Annotated in this window: 17 protein-coding genes; 10 read left to right on the forward strand and 7 right to left on the reverse strand. The window is 68.1% G+C overall.

The features are described from left to right. The first annotated feature begins 20 nt into the window (after positions 1–20). Positions 21–950, forward strand: coding sequence for a LysR family transcriptional regulator (locus ODI_RS21900; RefSeq protein ID WP_067757761.1), 930 nt, complete (start codon positions 21–23; stop codon positions 948–950). A gap of 86 nt (positions 951–1,036) precedes the next feature. On the opposite strand, the gene ODI_RS21905 is transcribed toward ODI_RS21900, so the two are convergent. Genes ODI_RS21905 through ODI_RS21915 form a run of 3 tightly spaced genes read right to left on the reverse strand, consistent with a single transcriptional unit; the run spans position 1,037 to position 4,006 of the window. Beyond that, positions 1,037–1,738, reverse strand: coding sequence for an RraA family protein (locus ODI_RS21905; protein WP_197707126.1), 702 nt, complete (start codon positions 1,736–1,738; stop codon positions 1,037–1,039). 49 nt (positions 1,739–1,787) lie between these two features. Continuing rightward, positions 1,788–2,771: a Bug family tripartite tricarboxylate transporter substrate binding protein gene (locus tag ODI_RS21910; protein ID WP_067757763.1), complete on the reverse strand. Its 984-nt coding sequence runs from the start codon at positions 2,769–2,771 to the stop codon at positions 1,788–1,790. A gap of 35 nt (positions 2,772–2,806) precedes the next feature. After that, on the reverse strand, positions 2,807–4,006 hold the full coding sequence (locus tag ODI_RS21915; RefSeq protein ID WP_067757765.1) for a pyridoxal phosphate-dependent aminotransferase: 1,200 nt from the start codon (positions 4,004–4,006) through the stop codon (positions 2,807–2,809). 140 nt (positions 4,007–4,146) lie between these two features. Here ODI_RS21915 and ODI_RS21920 point away from each other — a divergent pair, with 140 nt between their 5' ends. From ODI_RS21920 to ODI_RS21945, 6 genes are all read left to right on the forward strand, one after another. Then, positions 4,147–5,055 carry a LysR family transcriptional regulator gene (locus tag ODI_RS21920; RefSeq protein WP_067757767.1) on the forward strand — a complete coding sequence of 303 codons (909 nt, stop codon included), beginning with the start codon at positions 4,147–4,149 and terminating at the stop codon, positions 5,053–5,055. 184 nt (positions 5,056–5,239) lie between these two features. Continuing rightward, entirely contained in the window at positions 5,240–6,262 is a 1,023-nt protein-coding gene (locus ODI_RS21925; protein ID WP_067757896.1) for a DUF481 domain-containing protein, read from the forward strand. Positions 6,263–6,393: 131 nt separating this feature from the next. Next, entirely contained in the window at positions 6,394–7,260 is an 867-nt protein-coding gene (locus ODI_RS21930; RefSeq protein WP_067757899.1) for an ABC transporter permease subunit, read from the forward strand. 2 nt (positions 7,261–7,262) lie between these two features. Then, positions 7,263–8,006, forward strand: coding sequence for an ABC transporter ATP-binding protein (locus tag ODI_RS21935; RefSeq protein ID WP_067757902.1), 744 nt, complete (start codon positions 7,263–7,265; stop codon positions 8,004–8,006). A 73-nt stretch (positions 8,007–8,079) separates the two neighbouring features. Beyond that, entirely contained in the window at positions 8,080–9,084 is a 1,005-nt protein-coding gene (locus tag ODI_RS21940) for an NrtA/SsuA/CpmA family ABC transporter substrate-binding protein (RefSeq protein WP_067757905.1), read from the forward strand. A 17-nt stretch (positions 9,085–9,101) separates the two neighbouring features. Next, positions 9,102–11,405 (forward strand): molybdopterin-dependent oxidoreductase, encoded by a 2,304-nt coding sequence (locus tag ODI_RS21945; RefSeq protein WP_067757908.1) that lies wholly within the window; start codon positions 9,102–9,104, stop codon positions 11,403–11,405. Between the two features lie 35 nt (positions 11,406–11,440). Here ODI_RS21945 and ODI_RS21950 read toward each other — a convergent pair whose 3' ends face one another. Together ODI_RS21950 and ODI_RS21955 are read right to left on the reverse strand one after the other, a co-directional pair. Then, positions 11,441–13,042, reverse strand: coding sequence for a rhodanese-related sulfurtransferase (locus ODI_RS21950; protein ID WP_067757911.1), 1,602 nt, complete (start codon positions 13,040–13,042; stop codon positions 11,441–11,443). A 4-nt stretch (positions 13,043–13,046) separates the two neighbouring features. Further along, entirely contained in the window at positions 13,047–13,655 is a 609-nt protein-coding gene (locus ODI_RS21955) for a cysteine dioxygenase family protein (protein ID WP_067757914.1), read from the reverse strand. A gap of 68 nt (positions 13,656–13,723) precedes the next feature. Here ODI_RS21955 and ODI_RS21960 point away from each other — a divergent pair, with 68 nt between their 5' ends. Continuing rightward, positions 13,724–14,647, forward strand: a complete 924-nt coding sequence (locus ODI_RS21960) for a LysR family transcriptional regulator (protein ID WP_067757917.1) — start codon at positions 13,724–13,726, stop codon at positions 14,645–14,647. On the opposite strand, the gene ODI_RS21965 is transcribed toward ODI_RS21960, so the two are convergent. Further along, entirely contained in the window at positions 14,623–15,861 is a 1,239-nt protein-coding gene (locus ODI_RS21965) for an acyl-CoA dehydrogenase family protein (RefSeq protein WP_067757919.1), read from the reverse strand. The genes ODI_RS21960 and ODI_RS21965 overlap by 25 nt on opposite strands. 202 nt (positions 15,862–16,063) lie before the next feature. Here ODI_RS21965 and ODI_RS21970 point away from each other — a divergent pair, with 202 nt between their 5' ends. Together ODI_RS21970 and ODI_RS21975 are read left to right on the forward strand one after the other, a co-directional pair. Beyond that, the gene (locus tag ODI_RS21970) at positions 16,064–17,155 is read left to right on the forward strand and encodes an LLM class flavin-dependent oxidoreductase (protein WP_067757922.1); all 1,092 of its coding nucleotides are present in this window, start codon (positions 16,064–16,066) and stop codon (positions 17,153–17,155) included. A 17-nt stretch (positions 17,156–17,172) separates the two neighbouring features. Beyond that, entirely contained in the window at positions 17,173–18,162 is a 990-nt protein-coding gene (locus ODI_RS21975) for a Bug family tripartite tricarboxylate transporter substrate binding protein (RefSeq protein ID WP_197707127.1), read from the forward strand. 101 nt (positions 18,163–18,263) lie between these two features. On the opposite strand, the gene ODI_RS21980 is transcribed toward ODI_RS21975, so the two are convergent. Then, the gene (locus ODI_RS21980) at positions 18,264–19,865 is read right to left on the reverse strand and encodes a rhodanese-related sulfurtransferase (RefSeq protein WP_067757925.1); all 1,602 of its coding nucleotides are present in this window, start codon (positions 19,863–19,865) and stop codon (positions 18,264–18,266) included. Positions 19,866–19,868 lie beyond the last annotated feature (3 nt).

Below are 19,868 nucleotides of genomic sequence, written 5' to 3' on the forward strand. Positions count from 1 at the left end.
CGCCCGCCCCCACGTCCGCGATGTACACGCTCAAGCAGATGGAAGCGTTCTATTGGAGCGCCGTGCTGGGCAGCTTCAGCGCCTCGTCGCAGAAGCTGCACACCACCCAGTCGGCCATCGCCAAGCGCGTGGCCGAGCTGGAGTCCTTCGCCGGCGGCCCGCTGCTCAACCGCCAGACCCGCGCGCTGACGCTGACCGCCCAGGGCCGCAAGCTCTTCGACCTGGCGGGCGAGATGCTGGAGCTCAACACCCGCATCGCGCTGCGCATGGGCGACGCCCACACGCTGGCGGGCACCGTCAGGCTGGGCGCCACCGAGCTCATCGGACTCACGTGGCTGGCCACCCTCATCGACCAGAGCACCCGCCGCTATCCACGCCTGCAACTGCTGCCCGAGATCGACGGCGGCATGACGCTCTACAAGCGCCTGGCCGAAGACTCGCTGGACGTGGCGCTGATGCCCGGCCCGTTCTGGAGCTATGAATACGACTGCGTGCCGCTGGCCTCCATCCGCAACGTCTGGATGGCCAGCCCGCGCCTGGGCATCGACACCAGCCAGGTGCTGTCGCCCTTCGACCTGGTGCAGCACCCCGTCATTACCCAGCCCACCAACTCGGCCCTGACGCACCTGTACGACGCCTGGTTTGCCGAGCAGGGCATGGGCGTGAAGCGCGTGCTGACCTGCAACAGCCTGGGGCTGGTGGCGCAACTGACCATGCTGGGGCTGGGCATCAGCTACCTGCCGCCCTCGTATTTCGCGCCGCTCACGAGCCGGGGCGACCTGGTGCAGCTGAATGTCGCCCCCGACCTGCCGCGGGTGCATTACTACGCCGTCTACAAGAAGACCGTCATGAGCCCCCTGGTGGCGAAAGTGATCGAGATGGCGCAGGAAGTCTGCAATTTCGAAGGCGGTGGCAGCTTCATCGGGCCTGCGCACGCGCACGCCGGCTGAAAGGCCGCTCTCCACGCGCTTACCGCAAGACCCGCGCCAGACCCGCGTCGGCGGCGCCAGGGAGCGCCCGTCACGCAACGCCTGCCTTATACAGGCAGGCCTTTGGCGCGCAATATCGCGTCGAATCGTTCCGGGTCCGTCGTACCCGCCCGATTGCCCGCGCGGATCTGCGCTTCCTTTTCCAGGTGCAGCCGGGTGCGGCGCAACACATCCTGTGCCTGGGCGGCCGGCACCGCGATGACGCCATCCGCGTCGCCCACGATCACGTCACCGGGCGAGACGGCCAGTCCCGCGCAGGCGATGGCGACATTGATTTCTCCAGGCCCGTCCTTGCTGGGTCCACGGTGCGTGTGGCCCTTGGCAAAGATGGGCATCCCCGGCTCGGCCCACTCCACCCGGTCACGGATGGCGCCATCGATGACCAGGCCCGCCAGGCCCCGGGCGATGCAGGTGGTGCGCATCAGGCCGCCCACCAGCGCCTGCGTGAGATCGCCGCCCCCGTCGATCACCAGCACGTCTCCCGGGCGCGCCATCTCGAGCGCCTTGTGGATCATCAGGTTGTCGCCCGGCCGCACGCGGACGGTAAAAGCGTTCCCACACAACACGGTTTCCAGCCCCGCGTGGTATTGGCGCAAGCCCAGGGTGCCCACGTTCCGGCTCATGGCGTCGCCAATCGCGGCCACGGGCAACGCGCGATAGGCGGCCAGCGTCTCGGCGTCGGCCCCCGCCGCGCGAGGATGGATGCGGTAACCCGCGGGCCACTGGATGGAAGAAGTATCGGCAATCACGTCACTGGTCTCCGTGGCGGCCGCGGGTGATCGACCCGCGGCCTGGTGCTTACAACTGGATGTCGGCCTTCTTGACGAGATCGCCCCACTTCTTGCGATCGGCCTCGAGGAATGCAGCGAACTGCGCCGGGGTGCTGCCCACGGGTTCGATGCCGTCGCGCTCGAAGCGCTGCCGGATCTCCGGATCCGCCAGCACACGCGCCATCGCCTGCTGCAAGGTTTTCACCGCGGCGGCAGGCACGCCGGGGCCCGTGCACAGGCCGGTCCAGGGCGAGGGATTGAAGCCGGGCAGGCCGGACTCTTCGGTGGTCGGCAGGTCCGGCAGGCCGGGCAGGCGACGATCGCTGGCCACCGCCAGCGCTTTCAAGGTACCCGATGAAATATAGGGTGCGGAGCTGACAGCCTGGTCGAACATGAGCGACACGAGGCCGCTGGTCAGATCGACCATCGCCTGGCCGGCGCCCTTGTAGGGAACGTGGACGATGTCGATGCCCGCCTGCGTGCGCAGCATCTCCCCTGCCAGGTGCGCCGTCGTGCCGTTACCCGATGAGGCGAAGTTGACCTTGCCCGGGTTGGCCCTGGCGTATTGCAGGAATTCACCCACGTTGGACACAGGCAGTTGCTTGCTGACCAGCATGAGATAGGGCGTGTTGCCAATCTGCGTGACCGGCGTGATGTCCTTCACGTCGAAAGGCATGCGAACGGGCAGGAACGGCTGGATCGACAGCGTGCCGGTGGTGCACATGAACACCATGTGGCCATCCGGGGCGGCCTTGACGACGGCGTCAGCCGCGATATTGCCGCCCGCGCCAGGACGGTTCTCGACCACCACCGACTGCTTCAGCTCGGCCTCGAGCTTGGGCGCGAGCAGGCGGGCGATGATGTCATTGGAGCCGCCCGGCGCGAATCCCACGATCAGCCTGACGGGCTTGCTTGGAAAGTCGGCGGCACGCGCGAACGGCGTTGCCACCGTGAACATCGCCGCGATGGCCGCTGCGCCGGAAATGCGTTTGAAGATTGCCTTGGCTGGCATGTTTTTCCCCTTGTCATTGAGATGGTTTTGTTGAATCAACCCAGCTGTGCTCGAGCCTGGGCAATGCGCCGACACCCCTCTTCCAACACCGCTACGCTGGCGGCGAATGAAATGCGGAAATGCGTGTCCACGCCATAGGCAGAGCCTTGCAGCACCGCCAGATTCTGGGCATTGAGCAAATGAAGCACCCATTGCTCGCTGTTTTCCAGCCGGGAGCCATCCGGCAAGGTGGCGCCATACAAGGCATCGCACGCCGGAAACACATAGAAGGCGCCTTCCGGACTGGCGCAGCGGATGCCATCGATGGCATTGAGCGCCTCGACCACGCGATCCCGCCGCTCCTGGAAACGTTCGCGGCTTTGCGCGATGAAATCCTGGGGGCCTGTCAACGCGGCCAACGCCGCGGCCTGGCTGACGGAGCTGGGATTGGAGGTGCTCTGCGACTGCAGCTTCGTCATGGCCTTGATGAGCGCGACGGGCGCGCCCGCGTAGCCGATGCGCCAACCCGTCATGGCATACGCCTTCGACACGCCATTGAGCGTCAGGGTGCGCGCCCTGAGCGCGGGCGCGACCTGCGCCAGGGTGTGGAAGACACGACCGTCATACAGCAGATGCTCATAGATATCGTCGGTCAGTATCCAGACCTGGGGGTGCCTGAGCAGCACCTCGGCCAGCGCCAGCAGGTCCGCCTTCGTGTAATTGGCGCCGCTGGGATTGTTCGGCCCGTTCAGGATCAGCCAACGGGTATTCGGCGTGATGGCGCGCTCGAGCGCCTCGGGCTGCAGCCGGAAGCCGTCCTCCGCCCGCGTGTCGACGATCACCGGCGTGCCATTTGCCAGCAGGGTGATGTCTGGATACGAGACCCAGTAGGGCGCCGGCACGATGACTTCATCACCGGTATCCACGGTGGCCATGATCGCGTTGAAGATGATCTGCTTGGCCCCTGTACTGACGATGATTTCATCGATGCCGTAATCCAGCCCGTTCTCACGCGCGAACTTGGCCTGGATGGCCTCGCGCAACGCAACGGTGCCCGCCACGTCGGTGTAGCGCGTCTGCCCCGCGTTCATCGCGCGGAAGGCCGCTGCGCGGATGTGCTCGGGCGTATCGAAGTCGGGCTCGCCCGACGTCAGGCTGACGATATCCCGCCCCTGGGCACGCAACTGCCGAGCGTGTTGGCCAGCCATGGAGCTGGGGGAGGGTTTGATTCGCTGAAGCCTTTCCGCAAGACGCATTGCCGATCCTGAATCCGTTGAACAGTGTCAGGATTATCGATACGATCAGCCTCGTCGGGTTAGCGAGTAATCGGCATACCCGGCCATGCCAAATTGGCAGGATGCCCGGTACGCACCCGCGTACAACCGACTCTGCAGCAATGAATCCCACCTTCAAACAGCTCGAGGCCTTCTACCTCAGTGCGAAACTGGGCAGCCTGAGCGCCGCCGCCGCCACGCTGCACACCACGCAATCCGCCATCTCCAAGCGTGTCGGCGACCTGGAAGCCGAACTCGGCGAGCGCGTGCTCCACCGCAGCAACGCAGGCATCAGCATCACACCGGTAGGGGAACGCCTGCTGCCCATGGCGGAAGAGGCCTTGCGCCTGCGCAAGCGCATGGCGGAGGCCTCGGGCGGGTCCTCCCCACTTGCCGGCCGGGTCCGCATCGGTGTCACCGAACTGACAGCCTTGACCTGGCTTGGCGCACTCATCAGCGCACTGAGCCGCGAACATCCCGGGCTCACGCTGGAACCGCGCGTGGCGCCCGGCCTGCAACTGATCGAACAGTTGCGTCAGCACGAACTCGACATGGCCATCGTGCCCGGCAACTATTGGGGCGACGAGTTCCGCCTGATCAGCGTCGGAGTCGTGGAGAACGTGTGGATGGCAAGTCCGGCCCTGGGGGTGCCCGACACGCCGATGCGGCCGCGGGACTTCGCGCTCTACCCATTCCTGGAGCAGTCGCATGACTCCAGCAAGAGCCGGTACTACCGTCCATGGCTGGAAGAACATGGATTCCAGTTCAATCGGGTCTTCTCGACCAACAGCCTGGCGGTGCTTGGCGAGTTGACCATCGACGGCTTTGGCATCAGCCAGCTGTGCCCGGCCTATTTCCGCCCTGAACTGGATGCCGGGCTGCTGAAGATCGTCTACAGCCATCCCATGCCTCCGCCCATGACCTACAGCGCCGTCTTCCACCAGGACACGCTGGACGAAAGGAAGGAGATCATTGCCCGGCGCGCATCCGAGCTGTGCGATTTTTCCCGGCGCCGGCGCCTGGCCGGCTGATCGCGGGCGTCGGGCAGGGCGGCCTCGCCGGGCTCGTCGCCACTCGCGTTACGCGACGATACTGACTTTTCAACGCTGTAAGCGGTTGAATCAATCCGCCCCATCGTGCGCCCGCCCTCCTAAGATGCTGGGCATGATTGCACCTGCCTCTCCCCCCGCCCGCCCTTTTCTCCCACCCCGTTCGATGCGTTCCCGCTGGCAGCCACGCCTGCTTGCCGCCGCGCTGGCGGCCGCCTGCGCCGGCCCCGGACTCGTGCTGGCCGATACCGTCTGGCTGCAGAACGGCGACCGCCTGACCGGCAAGATCCGCCTGCTGGACGCCGGCAAGCTGAGCCTGGAGACCGATTACGGCGGCACCATCACGCTGGACTGGAACAAGGTCAAGACGCTGGAGAGCAGCGAAGAGATCCTGGTGCGCGACGAAGCCCTGAAGGATGAATACCTGGCCAAGCTGCAACGCGGCGAACCGGGGCATGTGATCGTGGCCACCAGCGAGACGCGGCAGACCAGGCCGCTGCCCGAGCTCGACCAGGTCATGCGCCCGCGCCCCTTCATCAACGACGCCATCTGGAAAGGCACCATCAACATGGGGCTGAATTACAAGACGGCCTCCACCAAGACCGAGGACTACAGGCTCGATGCCGACACCGAGTTGCGCCACGGCCGCTGGCGCCACCAGGGCTCGGTCGACTACGAGCGCAAGAAGGACAACGACCAGCTCACCGGCGACAAGTACGCCCTGTCGGCATCCAGCGACCACTTCATCAGCGACAAGTTCTTCTGGCAGGGGCGCGGGCTGTACCGCCGCAACAAGATTGAGGACCTGTCGCGCCAGGCGGGCGTGGGCACCGGCCCGGGCTACCAGTTCTGGGACAACGAGCTGGGCGCGTTCTCATTGACCGGCCTGCTGGGGCGCATGAACTACCGCTACCGCGATGGCGCCTCGGACGAGTTCTACGCCGCCAGCGTGCGCTGGGACTACAAGCGCTATCTGTACAGCCAGCGCCTGGAGCTCTTCACCGCGGGCGAAGTGATGCGTCCGCTGGACAACGCGGCCGACATCAGCCTGGATGCCGCCGCCGGCGTGCGCTACCGCATGACCGACTGGGTGTCGTGGTTCCTGACGTACTCGCGCAACCAGGTAAGCGGCGGGCGCCAGAGCCTGAACGAGAAACGCATCACGACCGGACTGGGCCTGACCTGGTAGATCCAGGCCGGCACATGGTTATTCGAATTATTTATTTTGCGCATTATTTTTTGAATCTATCATGCAAAAAATGATTCGAACCCCGTGCTGGCGCCCGTCGTGGGACCAGCCGTCGCATGACGGAGTCCCCCATGTCCAGCCTGCCAGGCGCCCTGCGCGGCGACGCGCCGCCCGCCACCGTTACGGCACCAGCGCCCATTGCACGGCGGCGCCTGTCGCCACCCAACCTCGGTGAGCGCGCGCTGGCCCTGATCTCCTGGGCCGTCCCTTGCCTGTTGCTGCTGGTGTGGGAAGGGCTGGCCCGCGCGGGGTTTCTGTCTCCACAAGTCCTGCCGGCCCCCAGCCGCGTGCTCGACTCCGCGTTGGCGCTGATCCGTGAAGGCCGGCTGCTGACAGACCTGGGGGTCAGCCTGTTGCGGGCCTTCGTGGGCTTCGCCATCGGCGGCGCCATCGGGTTCTCGCTGGGCACCGCGGTGGGCTTCTCCCGCCTGGCCGAAGCCTTCCTTGACCGCAGCATCCAGATGGTCCGCGCCATTCCCTTCCTCGCGCTGCTGCCGCTGGTGATCGTCTGGTTCGGCGTGGACGAAGGAGGCAAGATCTTCCTGGTGGCGCTGGGCGTGGCGTTCCCCATCTACATCAACACCGTGCTGGGTATCCGGCAGGTCGATCCCAAGCTGGTGGAACTGGGCCGCGTCATCGGGCTTGGCACCGGCCAGCTCATCCGCCGCATCATCCTGCCCGGCGCGCTGCCCTCGATCCTGACAGGCGTGCGCTACGCGATCGCCACCGCCTGGCTGGCGCTGGTGGTGGCCGAGACCGTCGCCACCACCTCCGGCATCGGCTTTCTGGCCATGGACGCGCGGGAGTTCCTGCGCACCGACATCATCGTGCTGGCCATCTTGATCTACGCCCTCATCGGCGTGCTGGCCGACGCCATTGCCCGCCAACTGGAACGGCGTCTCCTGTCGTGGCACGCCAACTACGCCCGCAGGAGCTGAGCATGGGACAGACACACGCAGGCACGCAACGCGCGGACCGCGCGGTCCAGGTACGGGGACTGGTTCGGCGCTACGGCGAGCGCGCAGTCATCCAGCACCTGGACCTGGATATCGACCGCGGCGAGTTCGTCGCGCTGCTGGGTGAAAGCGGCTGCGGCAAGACCACGCTGCTGCGCGCGCTGGCGGGCCTGGACCCGGTGGACGGCGGACGCATCGCCGGCCCGCGCCAGCCCGCAGTGGTATTCCAGGAGCACCGCCTGCTGCCATGGGACAGCCTGTGGCGCAACGTCTCGCTGGGCCTGGCGGACGCAGAGGGACGAAGCCGCGCGCAAGCCGCGCTTGCCGAGGTCGGCCTGGGAGAGCGGCTCGAGGACTGGCCGCGCAATCTGTCGGGTGGCCAGGCGCAACGCGTGGCGCTGGCCCGCGCGCTGGTGCGCGAACCGCAACTGCTGCTGTTGGACGAACCGTTCGCGGCGCTGGACGCGCTGACCCGCATCAAGATGCATGGACTCATCCGGCAGCTGGTCGCGCGCCACCAGCCCGGCGTGCTGCTCGTCACGCACGACGTGGACGAGGCCATCGCGCTGGCCAGCCGGGCGCTCATCATGCGCGACGGGATGATCGCTGCCTCGTACACGATATCGCCGCAGGCCAACCTGCGCCGGAGCCATCCCGACGCCGTGGCGCTGCGCGATGCCCTGCTGGCCGAACTGGGCGTACAAGCCCCCGCCCCCCAGGCGGCCTGAGCCCCCCGACCGCTCTTCCTGCTTGCCGCGCGCCTGCGCGGCGGGCCTCGTTCACCCTGGAGATACCCGCGACATGGCTGCACACCCCCTGGACCCCAACCGCTTGCGGCGCACCCTGCTCAAAGGCGCCGCCTCGGCGGCGCTGGCAGCGCCCGCCTGGCCCCTGCTCGCGCAGCAGAAACGACCGGGCCGCAAGACCGACACCGTGCGTGTCGGCTACGGGCGTGGCGGCCTGCCGCTCATCGCCAAGCAGCGCGGCGAATTCGAAAAGACCCTGGCCGCGCAGGGCATCAAGGTGCAATGGGTGGGCCCCTTCCCCAACCACGCCCCGTCGTTGCAAGCGGTCACCGGCGGCAGCGCCGATTTCGGTTTCTGGGGCAGCTCCACGCCCGCACTGGCCGCCATCATCGCGGGGTCGCCGCTCGTCTTCACGCAATTCGCCACCTATGAACCGCGCAGCACGGCCATCATCGTGAAACCCGACGCGGGCATCCACCGGATCGAGGACCTGGTCGGCAAATCCGTGGCGGTCAATCGTTCAGGCCTGGGAGAGTTCCTGCTGGTGGCGGCCCTGGAGAAGCACGGCATCGCGCGCGACAAGGTGCGCTTCGTCTACCTGAACCCGCCCGACGCGGCGCCCGCCTTCACGCAAGGCAAGGTGGACGCATGGTCGATGTGGTCGCCGCAGGTCGACATCGCCCGCGAGGCCACCCAGGCGCGCGACATCTTCCTGGAAGGACGGGACCTGAGCTTCCTGATCGACTTCAGCTCGCTCCTCACCACGCGTCAGTTCGCCCAGGACAACCCGGCGCTCGTGCGCGCAGTCATCGATGCCTATGCCCAGGATGCCGCGTGGATCAACGGCAACACCCTGGCCGCGCAGACACTGGCGCAAAAGGAGGGCGGCTATGCCGATACTGTGCGCGACAAGCTGGTGGACTACCGCCAGCAGTGGGACTTCCACGAGGTGGACGATGCCGCCTTCCTGGACAAGTTCCAATTCGCCGCGGACTGGCTGTCCGAGCGCAAGATCCTGACCCAGGCCATCAAGGTGCGCGATCACCTGGTGCGCGTCTGACGCGGCTTGGCGGCGGCATGGGCAGTCATTTCACCGCCACGCACTGGGGCGTCTACCTGCCCCGGGTCGAGGACGGCCGGGTCGTCGCGCTGGCGCCCGCGCCCTGGGACGCCTCGCCCTCCCCCATCGGCGACTCCGTGCCCGGCGCCATCGATGGCCCCACCCGCGTGCGCAGGCCCGCCGTGCGAGCGGGCTTCCTGGACCCTCGCACCCGCCGCGCCAGCGCGGCCTTGCGGGGCCGGGACGCCTATGTGGAAGTGCCCTGGGACGAGGCGCTCGATCTCGCCGCGGGTGAGCTGGCGCGCGTGCGCAGCGCGCATGGCAATGGCGCCATCTTTGGCGGCAGCTACGGCTGGTCGAGCGCGGGACGCTTCCACCACGCGCAAGGACAGCTGCACCGCTTCCTGAATGCCTTCGGCGGCTACGTCGCCAGCCGCGACAGCTACAGCCTGGGTGCCGGCCGCGTGCTGATGCCGCACATCGTGGCCGACATGGACACGCTGCTGCGCGAGCACACATCCTGGGACGTGCTGGCAGAGCATTGCGAACTGTTCGTCTGCCTGGGCGGCCTGCCGCTCAAGAATGCGCAGGTCAGCCCGGGCGGCGCCAGCGACCACCTGCTGCCCACCGCCCTGCGCCGGCTGTCCGAACGCGGCGTGCGTTTCATCAACGTCAGCCCCGTGCGCGACGACCTGCAGGGTGTCGCGCAGGTGCAATGGCTGCCCATCCGTCCCGGCAGCGACACGGCCTTCCTGCTTGCGATCGCCCATGTGCTGTTCCACGAAGGGCTGGCGGACGAGACCTTCCTCGCCAGCCACACCACCGGCTGGACGACGCTGCGCGACTACGTGCTGGGCCACGGCGATGGCCAGCCCAAAACGCCCGCCTGGGCCGCGTCCCGCACCGGGCTGGCCGCGCACGACATCGCCGCGCTCGCGCGGGAAATGGCCTCGCGCCGCACCCTGATCAACACCGCCTATTCCCTGCAGCGCGCCTGGCGCGGCGAGCAGCCATTCTGGATGACGGTGGCCGTGGCCGCCTTGCTGGGCCAGGTCGGCCTGCCCGGCGGCGGCTTCGGACTGGGCTACGGCTGCATGAACAACACAGGCAGCGGACGCGCGCCGTTCTCCGGTCCGCGCCTGCCGCAAGGACACAACCCGGTCCAGGACTTCATTCCCGTCGCGCGCGTGGCCGACATGCTGCTGCGGCCCGGCCAGGCCTATGACTACAACGGCCAGGCCTTGCGCTATCCCGACATCCGCCTGATCTATTGGGCGGGCGGCAACGCCTTTCACCATCATCAGGACCTGTACCGACTGGCGCGGGCATGGCATCGCCCCGAGACCATCATCGTCCACGAGCAGTACTGGACCGCCCAGGCTCGCCACGCGGACATCGTGCTGCCGGCGACGACCTTCCTGGAACGCGACGACATCGGCAGCAGCGCCTCGGATCGCTACCTGATCGCCATGAAGGCCGCGATCCCGCCCATTGCCGAGGCGCGGGATGACTACGCCATCCTGTCGGCGCTGGCGCGACGCCTGGATTGCGAGGAGGTATACACGGAGGGCCGCGATGCGGGCACGTGGCTGCGCCTGCTGTACGACGCCTCCCGGGCGCGCGCGCAGTCGCATGGCATCGCGCTGCCCGCCTTCGACGCATTCTGGCAGGCCGGGCGGTTCGAAGTGCCCTTGCCCGCGCGCCCGATGGTGCTGCTGGAGGACTTCCGCCGCGACCCGGCGGCCTCCCCGCTGCCCACCCCTTCCGGACGCATCGAGCTGTATTCGATGCGCATCGCCAGCTTCGGCTACGACGATTGCCCGGGCCATCCGGCCTGGTTCGACCCGCCCGGGACGCCCTATCCCCTGCACCTGTTGTCCAACCAGCCTGCCACCCGCCTGCACAGCCAGTACGACCAAGGCGCGCTCAGCCGCGCCTCGAAGATCCAGGAACGCGAGCCGCTCACCATGAATCCGGAGGACGCCCGGCCGCGCGGCATCGCCGATGGCGACATCGTGCGCGTGCACAACGGGCAAGGCGCTTTCCTGGCGGCGGCACGCCTGAGTGCAGGCATCCGCCAGGGCGTCGTCCAGATCGCCACCGGCGCCTGGTACGACCCGCTGACACCTGGCACCGCGCGTGGCTTGGACAAGCACGGCAATCCGAACGTCGTGACGCAGGACATCGGCGCCTCTCGCTTGAGCCAGGGCTGCGCCGCGCAAAGCACCTCGGTCGAGATCACCCGCTGGGACGGGCCCTTGCCGCCGGTGACGGCCTTCGTGCCGCCAGCGGGCATCGCCATGCCGCCGTCACGACGTTGAGCATGCAAGCCTGGCCAAGGCCAGCCACAGGCAGGTCACATCACGCGAAAGCCATGCGTGCCGTCGCGGCGCAACTGTTCGACCAGGCCGAACTCCCAGTCCAGGTAGCCCTGCATCGCCTCGCGCGGCGCGTCCGTCCCCTCGTAGGGACGACGGTAGCGGTCCGTGCGCGGCGAGGCCAGCCACGCCTCGCCCTGCCGCAAGGCATGGCCCGCCGCGACCCAGGCAGCAGTGCCGCCTTCCAGCACGAACACCGGCACATCGGTCAGGGCCCGGGCGTCGCGCGCGGCAAAGCGCGCCAGCAGGCTCGAACCGCAGGTGAAGACGTAGCGATGCACGGCAGGCGAAGCCGCGAGCGCGGCGGCCAGCTGTGCACGCAATGCAAAGCCCGCGCCGGGGATATGTCCTTTCACATAATTGGCGCTGGTGGTGAAATCCAGCACCGCGGTGCCCCCTTCTTCCAGCCACGCGGCAAGCTGCCCGGCATCGATGGTGTCGGCCTCGGGCGGCGGGAGGGAGGGGCGGCGCCAGGGCCCGCCCTGGCGGGGTGCATCCTCGGGCACGGCATCGAGCACATGGACCTCCCAGCCCATCTGCGCCAGCCACGACGCGCTCATGTTGGCGCGCACGCCATCGTCATCGGCCAACACCACGCGCGCGCCGCGCACCGGCAAGACATGATCGGTCTCCTGCACCAATTGCCCGCCCGGGGCACTGGCGAAGCCCGGCAGATGGCCGGCCTCGTATTCTTCCGGGGTACGCACATCCAGCCAATACACGTTGCGGTCCGGCGCCTCCAGCGTGGCCAGCGACGACCAGTCGACGCGCCGCACCCCCGCCTTGTCGGCCACGCGCCGCGCATCGGCGCGCGCCTGCACGCGCGTGGCGTCACTGGGCTCGGGGTGGCGGCGGGTCGCGCCACGGTCCAGCGCCTGCCCGGCCAATGTCCAACCGATGGTGCCGTTGCGCAACGCGCAGACCGGATTCGGGATGCCCGCGTTCACCAGCGACTGCGTGCCGATGATGCTGCGCGTACGTCCCGCGCAGTTCACGATGACGCGCGTGGCGGGGTCCGGCGCCAGTTCGCGAACGCGCAACACGAGCTCCGCGCCGGGCACGCTGGTCGCGCCGGGGATGCTCATCGTGTGGTATTCGTCATAGCGGCGCGCATCCACCACCACCAGATCCGACTTCCCGTCGATCAGCGCCTTGACCTCCTCGGCGCCAAGCGAAGGCGTGTGACGCTCGGCCTCGACCAGCTCACCGAAAGCCTTGCTGGGCACGTTCACATCCCGAAAGACCTCCCCGCCGGCGTCGATCCAGCCTTGAAGGCCGTCTGCAAGCACATGCACGTTCTCGTAGCCCAGCGCTTTCAAGACAGCTGCCGCGCGCGGTGCAAGATCGCCGCTGACGTCGTCATGACCGTAGACCACGATCAGGGTGTCGCGCCGGGGGATGCGCGACCATGCCTCCAGTTCCAGACGCGACAAGGGAAAGTTTGCCGCCCACAACGGGTGCGCCTGGGCGTAGGGGTCTTCCTCTCGCACATCGATCAACGCGATCTCCGTGCCTTGCAGCAAGGCTTGACGGACATCCTGGCAGGACAGGGCGGGCAGGGAATCGGCAGCTTGGCTCATGGGGTCACGATGTCTTGGAAAGGTCCCAGATATTGGGCAGGAAGTCGTTGGAATAACCGGAGATGAACGGCTTGCGCGTACCGTCGGCCTCATACACCGCGCGGCGCACCGCGCCAATGTTCGCGCCATAGACGTGGATGCTAATGGACACCCTGTCCTCGTAGGCATTGCGAACCTGATGGATGTCGCCCACGCGCGGCGATACCGCCTCGACCTGGCCTGGCGACAGGCGCACCGCCGGCCCCGCCTGCGCCAGCGTACCGTCGGGCGCCCGGTGAAAGGGTTGGGAGTACTCGGCGCCACGCAACATGCCGATGAGCCCCCACACCGTATGGTCATGCACGGGCGTGCGCTGGCCCGGCCCCCAGACGAAGCTGACGACGGAGAAACGCTGCGCCGAATCGGCATGCAGCAGGTACTGGCTGTAGCGCTGAGGATGAGGCTGCGCACACGACTCGGGCAACCAGTCGTCACGCGCCACCAGCCGCCCCAGCAACGCCCCGCCGTCCCGCAGGATGGCGGCTTCTTCCGGCTTGCGGGCAAGCAGCCCGGCCAGGTCCTTGACGAATTCGCGCAGCGGCGCGGCGGAACGTAGCGGTTCGATGTCGGGCATGGGCAGCGCCTGTCGTTTGGGATATGATTATTTTGGAAATTTTCAGAAGAAAATCATTCTTTTCACGCATGAAAATAGACGACATCGAGGCTTTCGTAGCGGTGGTGCGCTGCCACTCCCTCAGCCAGGCCGCGCAAGAGCTCGGCCTCACCCAACCCGCCATCACCCGCCGTATCCAGAGCCTCGAGGAAGTCCTCGGCGTGGAACTCCTGGATCGGAACACCAAGCCGCCCAAACCCACCGAAATCGGCCTGCGCGTGCGAGAACAATGCCGCGCCGTCCTTCAGGAGATCGACACGCTGCGCGAACTGGTCGCTGCCGACCTGCCGCCTTCCGGCGGCTTGCGACTGGGCCTGACGCAGGGCATCGGCGAAGTAGCCCTGCTCGACGTGCTGCAAGACCTGCGCAGCACGTGGGAAGGGTTGTCGCCCCAGGTTGCCACGGGCCTGAGCGGGCGCGCGCTGCTCGAACGCGTCGAACGGGAGGAACTCGATGCCGCCATCGTCTTCCTGGCGCGCGGCATGCAGATCCCCAAATCGCTGGAGGGCCGCCGCCTGGGCTCGACCCGGCTCGTCGTGGTGGGGCGCCGCGCGGACTGGACCCGCAAGCAATACACGCTGGCGGACTGCAGCGCCCACGGCTGGGCGCTGAACCCCGATGGCTGCGGTTTCCGCGCCAGCCTGAAGCGCGCGCTCGCCGCGCAGAACCTGCCTTTCCACGTGAAGCTGGACACCTATGGCCGCGACCTGCAGTTGCAGAGCGTTGCGCAAGGCCAGGGGCTGGGCCTGGTTCCCCTGCCCCTGCTGGCCCACAGCGCCTACCGCGACGCGCTGGCCGTGGTGCCGGTGAAGGACTTCAAGCTGTCCATCGACCTGTGGCTGGCCCATGGACCGGCGCTGGGCCGGCGCCAGGACCCGGTGGCGCGCTTCGGCGCCTGCGTCGCGGACATCTTCGAACACCTGGATGCTCATGCGCCGGGCCTGGCCGCCTGATGCGCCACGAACGCCGCCTGCCCGGCGGCGGCCAGGATCGTGTCGTCCTGCGGCGTATGCACCCGCCCGCACAGCACGTCGCGATAGTGGCGCTCCAAGGGATTTCCCCGGCTCAGCCCCGGGTTGCCGGAAAGACGCAACGCACGCTCCACTGCCTCGATCGCCCGTGACGTCACGTTGAACTTCAGCAGGCCGCTGTCGGCCGCGGAGGGCGGCTCGCCCGCGTCCACGCGCAGTGCCGCCAGGTCCAGCATGGCCGCGTTCGCCGCGAGCAAGGCCTCGATCTCGCCCACCTGCTCCTGCACCCGCGGCAGGGTGCTCAACGGCCTGCCCAGATTGGCCGGAGACCGCCCGGCCAGGAAACCCAGCAGCCAATCCCGCCCGGCCCTGGCCACGGCGTCATACAAGGTACCCAGCAACACGCTCATCCAGGCCTGCTGGATGGCGTGGCCCTCACGGTCAGCGCTGCTGGCCCGTTCCGGCGCCCAGTCCTCTGGCACACGCAGATCCACCGCATGCTCGAACGGCAGCAACACGTCATCGAAGATCACCTCGTGGCTACCCGAGGCGCGCAAGCCCAGGTGGTTCCAACTCTCCACCACACGCAAGCCCGCCTGCCCCGCCCGTCGCTCCAGCAGAAAAACACCCGTGCGCGGCTGCGCCTCGTCGGTGCGAGCCCAGACGGCCAGCCAGCGCAAGGCCGGTATGCCCGTGGCGTAAAGCTTGTGGCCGGAGAGCCGCCAGCCCTGGCGGTCGCGGCGGGCCACCGTCGCGGGCAACCCGCCGCGCGCGGGCGTGCCCAGCTCGGGTTCCACGCGCAAGGCATTGATGAGCGCGCCGTCGCGGGCCGCCGATACCAGCACGCGATCCTGCACGTCGCGCGGCCATCGGCTACCCGGGCAAGACAACTGACGATGTTGCAGGTAAGTCATGACGAGCACCAGCGCCGTGGCGGGTTCGGCCTGCGCCACGGCCTGGATCACAGCGCGGCAGGCCGCCAGGCCGGCGCCCTTGCCGTGCGGCGCGGGCGCCGCGTAGGCGATCAGTCCCGCCTCGTGCAGCAGGGGGAAATTGTCATGGGGAAAGGCGCCCTCTCGGTCCAGCGCGTCGGCGCCGGCCGCAAGGCGGGGCCCCAAGGCATGTGCCGCAATGCGACCCGCAACGATCGCCCGATCGCAGGCATGAGGAGGGTCAGCGGGAGAAGACAGGGACATGGCGGGCAGGCGGGCAGCAGGGCATGGGGAAAGCGCCCTAGGTTAGCCCTCCATCCGCCTCGCCATAACGATGCATTTCGCATATGCAGCGCAGGATTAATTATTTAATTCATGCATAACCATCACCTACGATTATTCAATCAATGACGCGAGGCGGAGGGCCGGCGCGTCTTCATTCCAGCCAGACCGCAAAGGCGTTTCCATGACCCTAGACATCATCGGCATGATCCAGAGCCAGCATCAGTCCGAGATCCACCCCAAGCAGGGCCCCGTCGTCGACCGCGACTACGTGCGGGCTTTCGCGCAAGCGCACGAGGCCGCGGGCTTCGACCGCATTCTCGTGCCTCACCATTCCACCGGCCCGTCGGCGCCGCTCACCATCTCGTATGCCGCCACGGTGACCGAGCGCATCCACTTCATGCTGGCCCACCGCCCCGGTTTCGTGGCACCGACGCTTGCCGCGCGCGAGATCGCCACCCTGGACCAGTTCACAGGGGGACGGCTGGGCGTGCACTTCATCTCGGGGGGATCGGACACAGAACAGCGGCGCGACGGGGATTACCTGGACCACGATGAGCGCTATGCACGCACCGACGAATACCTGGGCCTGCTGCGCCGCCTGTGGACCGCCGACAAGCCTTTCGACCACGATGGCCGCTATTACCGTTTCGAGGGCGCCTATTCCGAAGTCAAGCCCGCTCAACAGCCGCACGTGCCCATCTTCTTCGGCGGCGCATCGGAAGCCGCGCTGCCGGTGGCTGGCAAGCACGCCGATATCTATGCGTTGTGGGGTGAGTCGCGCGAGCAGGTGCGCGAACTGACCACGCGCGTACAGGCCGAGGCGGCGCGCCATCAGCGCCGGGTGCGCTTCTCGATATCGTTCCGCCCCATCCTGGCCGATACCGAGGAAAAGGCCTGGGCGCGGGCCGACAGCATCCTGTCCCGGGCGCGCGCGCTGCGCGAAAAAGCGGGACTCGTCTCGGAAGGGCCGCAACAGAGCGAAGGCGCGCGACGCCTGCTGGCGGCTGCCGACAAGGGCTCGCGCGTGGACGACCGCCTGTGGACGGAAATCGCGAAACTGACAGGTGCGCGATCGAATTCCACCGCACTGGTAGGCACGCCCGAGCAGGTGGCCGACGCCTTGCTCGCCTACTACGACCTTGGCGTCAGCACCTTCCTCATCCGCGGCTTCGATCCGCTGGAAGACGTGACGGACTACGGCCGCGAACTGATACCGCGCTTGCGCGAGGGCGTGAAGGCTCGCGGCAACGCGCAAGGACGCAAGGTGGCATGATGAAAACGAATCGCCTCTTGCAGAATCGCCTCTTGCACCGCCTGGCCCTGGGCGCCTCGATTCTCACCCTCTTCGCCGGCATGCCTGCGGCGGCGCAGGACCACGGCGCCTGGCCCCAGCGCCCACTCAAGCTCATCATTCCCTTCCCGCCCGGTGGCGCCGCCGACACGATCGGCCGCACCATCGCCACCGAACTGGGTGCGCAATTGGGCCAACCCGTCGTGGCGGAAAATCGCCCCGGTGCGGGCACCGCCATCGCGGCGGAAGCCGCTTCACGCGCCGCCCCGGACGGCTACACGCTCTCGCTGGCCACGACCGGGCAGCTCACCATCCTGCCCGCCTTGCGCAGCGACCTGCCCTTCGACCCGGTGCGCAGCTTCACGCCCATCGGACTCGTCGCGGAAGTGCCGTATATCGTGTCCGTGGCCGCCAGTGCGCCCGACCAGGACCTTGCATCGCTCGTCGCGCGCGCGGGGCGGCAGGGCGAGGTCGTCAGCTACTCCTCCTGCGGGACCGGAACCGTCTGCCACCTGGCCGGCGAGCTGCTGGGCACGGTCAGCGACACGAAGCTGCTGCATGTGCCGTTTGCCGGCAGCGCCCCCGCCATCCAGGCAGTGCTGGGCGGCCACGTGCAGGTCGCCGTGGACACCGCCGCCGTGCAGGCGCCGCATATCCGCGCAGGCACCTTGCGGCCGCTGGCACTGAGCAGCACCACGCGCAGCGCGGCGCTGCCCGACGTGCCCACCGCGGCGGAAGCCGGCCTGCCGGGCTTCATCGCCACATCCTGGTTCGGCGTGGTGGTTCCGTCCGGCACGCCCGAACCCGTGGCCGGCCGGCTGAGCGCGGCGCTGCAGCAGGCGCTATCGCAAGCACGGGTACGGCAGACTTTCGACGGGCTGGGCTTGACCGCCCTGGATGGCAAGCCGGCGACATTCTCCACCCAGATCCAACAGGACCTGAAGAAGTGGAATCAGGTCGTCAAGACGGCAAGCGTCACCATCGAATAGCGGATCCGTGGCGACGCCCGTCCTGCACGGGCCGCGAAAGTCGGCTGGCGCCGGGGGCTGGAGCGCCGGCGCCCAGGACTGGTGGCGCGCGGCGCGCGGCCTCAGAGGACCCGGAAACCGTGCGTGCCGTCGCGGCCCAATTGGGCGACGAGCCCGAACTCCCAGTCCAGGTAGCCCTGCATGGCCTCGCGCGGCGCATCGGTGCCTTCATAGGGCCGGCGATAGCGGTCGATACGCGGCGAGGCCAGCCATTCCTCGCCCTGCCGCGTGGGCAGGCCCGCCGCCAGCCACGCCGCCGTGCCGCCTTCCAGCACGAAGACGGGCGCATCGGTCAGCGCTTGCGCATCGTGGGCGGCGAAGCGCGCCAGCAGGCTCGAACCGCAGGTGAAGACGTAGCGGCGTGCCTGGGGCGTCGCCCCCAGCACGGCGGGTAGTTGCGCGCGCACCGCGAAGCCGGCGCCGGGAATATGCGCCTTGACGTAGTTGGCGCTGGTCGTGACGTCCAGCAACACGGTGTCCCCTTCCTGCTGCCAGCGTTGCAGTTGCTCGGCGGTGACGGTCTCGACGCGCGGCACCTCGGGATGCGCGCGCAGCCAGGGGCCGACCTCGAGTTCGGCGGTGGCGGGGACATCGTCCACCACGTACGTTTCCCAACCCATCTGCGCCAGCCACGAGGCGCTCATGTTGGCGCGCACGCCATCGTCATCGACCAGCACCAGGCGCGCGCCGCGCACCGGCGCGATATGGTCCGTTTCCTGCACCAGCTGGCCGCCCGGCGCACTGGCAAAGCCCGCCAGGTGGCCGATCTCGTATTCCTCGGGCGTGCGCACATCCAGGCGATAGACGGTGCGCCCGGGCACATCCAGCGACGCCAGGTCGTCCCAGCGCACCCGCCGCACGCCTGCGCGATCCGCCACGCGGCGCGCATCCGCCCGCGCCACGGCATGCGTGCCCACGCTGACCTCGGGATGCTGGCGCGTGGCGCCGTGATCCAGCGCCTGGCCCGCCAGCGTCCAGCCGATGGTGCCGTTGCGCAAGGCCGCCACCGGATTGGGAATGCCCGCGTTCACCAGCGATTGCGTGCCGATGATGCTGCGCGTGCGGCCCGCGCAGTTCACGATGACCTGCGTGGCCGGGTCCGGCGCCAGTTCGCGGATGCGCAGCACCAGCTCCGCGCCCGGCACGCTGGTCGCGCTGGGGATGCTCATGGTGTGGTATTCGTCGTAGCGGCGCGCATCCACCACCACCACGTCCGCGCGCGCATCGATCATGGCCTTCACTTCCTGCGCGCTGAACGACGGCGTGTGGCGCTCGGCCTCGACCAGTTCGCCGAAGGACTTGCTGGGCACGTTCACGTCGCGAAAGAGCTCTCCGCCCGCGTCGCGCCACCCTTGCAGGCCGCCCGCCAGCGCGTGCACGTCGGTGTAGCCCATCGCATGCAGGGTCCGCACCGCACGCGGCGCAAGGTCGCCCGTGACATCGTCATGGCCATACACCACGATGCGCGTGTCGCGGCGCGGGATGCGGGGCCACGCGTCCAACTCCAGCCGCGACAGCGGAAAATTCGCCGCCCACAAGGGGTGCTCCTGCGCAAAGGGGTCTTCCTCGCGCACGTCGATCAATGCGATTTCCTCGCCTTGCAGCAAGGCTTGGCGGACGTCCTGGAAGGACAGGGTGGACAGCTTGGCGGCAGTTTGGCTCATAAG

The sequence above is a fragment of the Orrella dioscoreae genome, assembly GCF_900089455.2.
In the GTDB taxonomy this organism is placed as follows: Bacteria; Pseudomonadota; Gammaproteobacteria; order Burkholderiales; family Burkholderiaceae_B; genus Orrella; species Orrella dioscoreae.

What these genes read in the sequence shown, in the direction of transcription:
- ODI_RS21900 (WP_067757761.1), top strand. Translation starts at nt 21, where the DNA reads ATGTACACGCTCAAGCAGATGGAAGCGTTCTATTGGAGCGCCGTGCTG.
- ODI_RS21910 (WP_067757763.1), bottom strand. Translation starts at nt 2,771, where the DNA reads ATGCCAGCCAAGGCAATCTTCAAACGCATTTCCGGCGCAGCGGCCATC.
- ODI_RS21915 (WP_067757765.1), bottom strand. Translation starts at nt 4,006, where the DNA reads ATGCGTCTTGCGGAAAGGCTTCAGCGAATCAAACCCTCCCCCAGCTCC.
- ODI_RS21920 (WP_067757767.1), top strand. Translation starts at nt 4,147, where the DNA reads ATGAATCCCACCTTCAAACAGCTCGAGGCCTTCTACCTCAGTGCGAAA.
- ODI_RS21925 (WP_067757896.1), top strand. Translation starts at nt 5,240, where the DNA reads ATGCGTTCCCGCTGGCAGCCACGCCTGCTTGCCGCCGCGCTGGCGGCC.
- ODI_RS21930 (WP_067757899.1), top strand. Translation starts at nt 6,394, where the DNA reads ATGTCCAGCCTGCCAGGCGCCCTGCGCGGCGACGCGCCGCCCGCCACC.
- ODI_RS21935 (WP_067757902.1), top strand. Translation starts at nt 7,263, where the DNA reads ATGGGACAGACACACGCAGGCACGCAACGCGCGGACCGCGCGGTCCAG.
- ODI_RS21940 (WP_067757905.1), top strand. Translation starts at nt 8,080, where the DNA reads ATGGCTGCACACCCCCTGGACCCCAACCGCTTGCGGCGCACCCTGCTC.
- ODI_RS21945 (WP_067757908.1), top strand. Translation starts at nt 9,102, where the DNA reads ATGGGCAGTCATTTCACCGCCACGCACTGGGGCGTCTACCTGCCCCGG.
- ODI_RS21950 (WP_067757911.1), bottom strand. Translation starts at nt 13,042, where the DNA reads ATGAGCCAAGCTGCCGATTCCCTGCCCGCCCTGTCCTGCCAGGATGTC.
- ODI_RS21955 (WP_067757914.1), bottom strand. Translation starts at nt 13,655, where the DNA reads ATGCCCGACATCGAACCGCTACGTTCCGCCGCGCCGCTGCGCGAATTC.
- ODI_RS21960 (WP_067757917.1), top strand. Translation starts at nt 13,724, where the DNA reads ATGAAAATAGACGACATCGAGGCTTTCGTAGCGGTGGTGCGCTGCCAC.
- ODI_RS21965 (WP_067757919.1), bottom strand. Translation starts at nt 15,861, where the DNA reads ATGTCCCTGTCTTCTCCCGCTGACCCTCCTCATGCCTGCGATCGGGCG.
- ODI_RS21970 (WP_067757922.1), top strand. Translation starts at nt 16,064, where the DNA reads ATGACCCTAGACATCATCGGCATGATCCAGAGCCAGCATCAGTCCGAG.
- ODI_RS21980 (WP_067757925.1), bottom strand. Translation starts at nt 19,865, where the DNA reads ATGAGCCAAACTGCCGCCAAGCTGTCCACCCTGTCCTTCCAGGACGTC.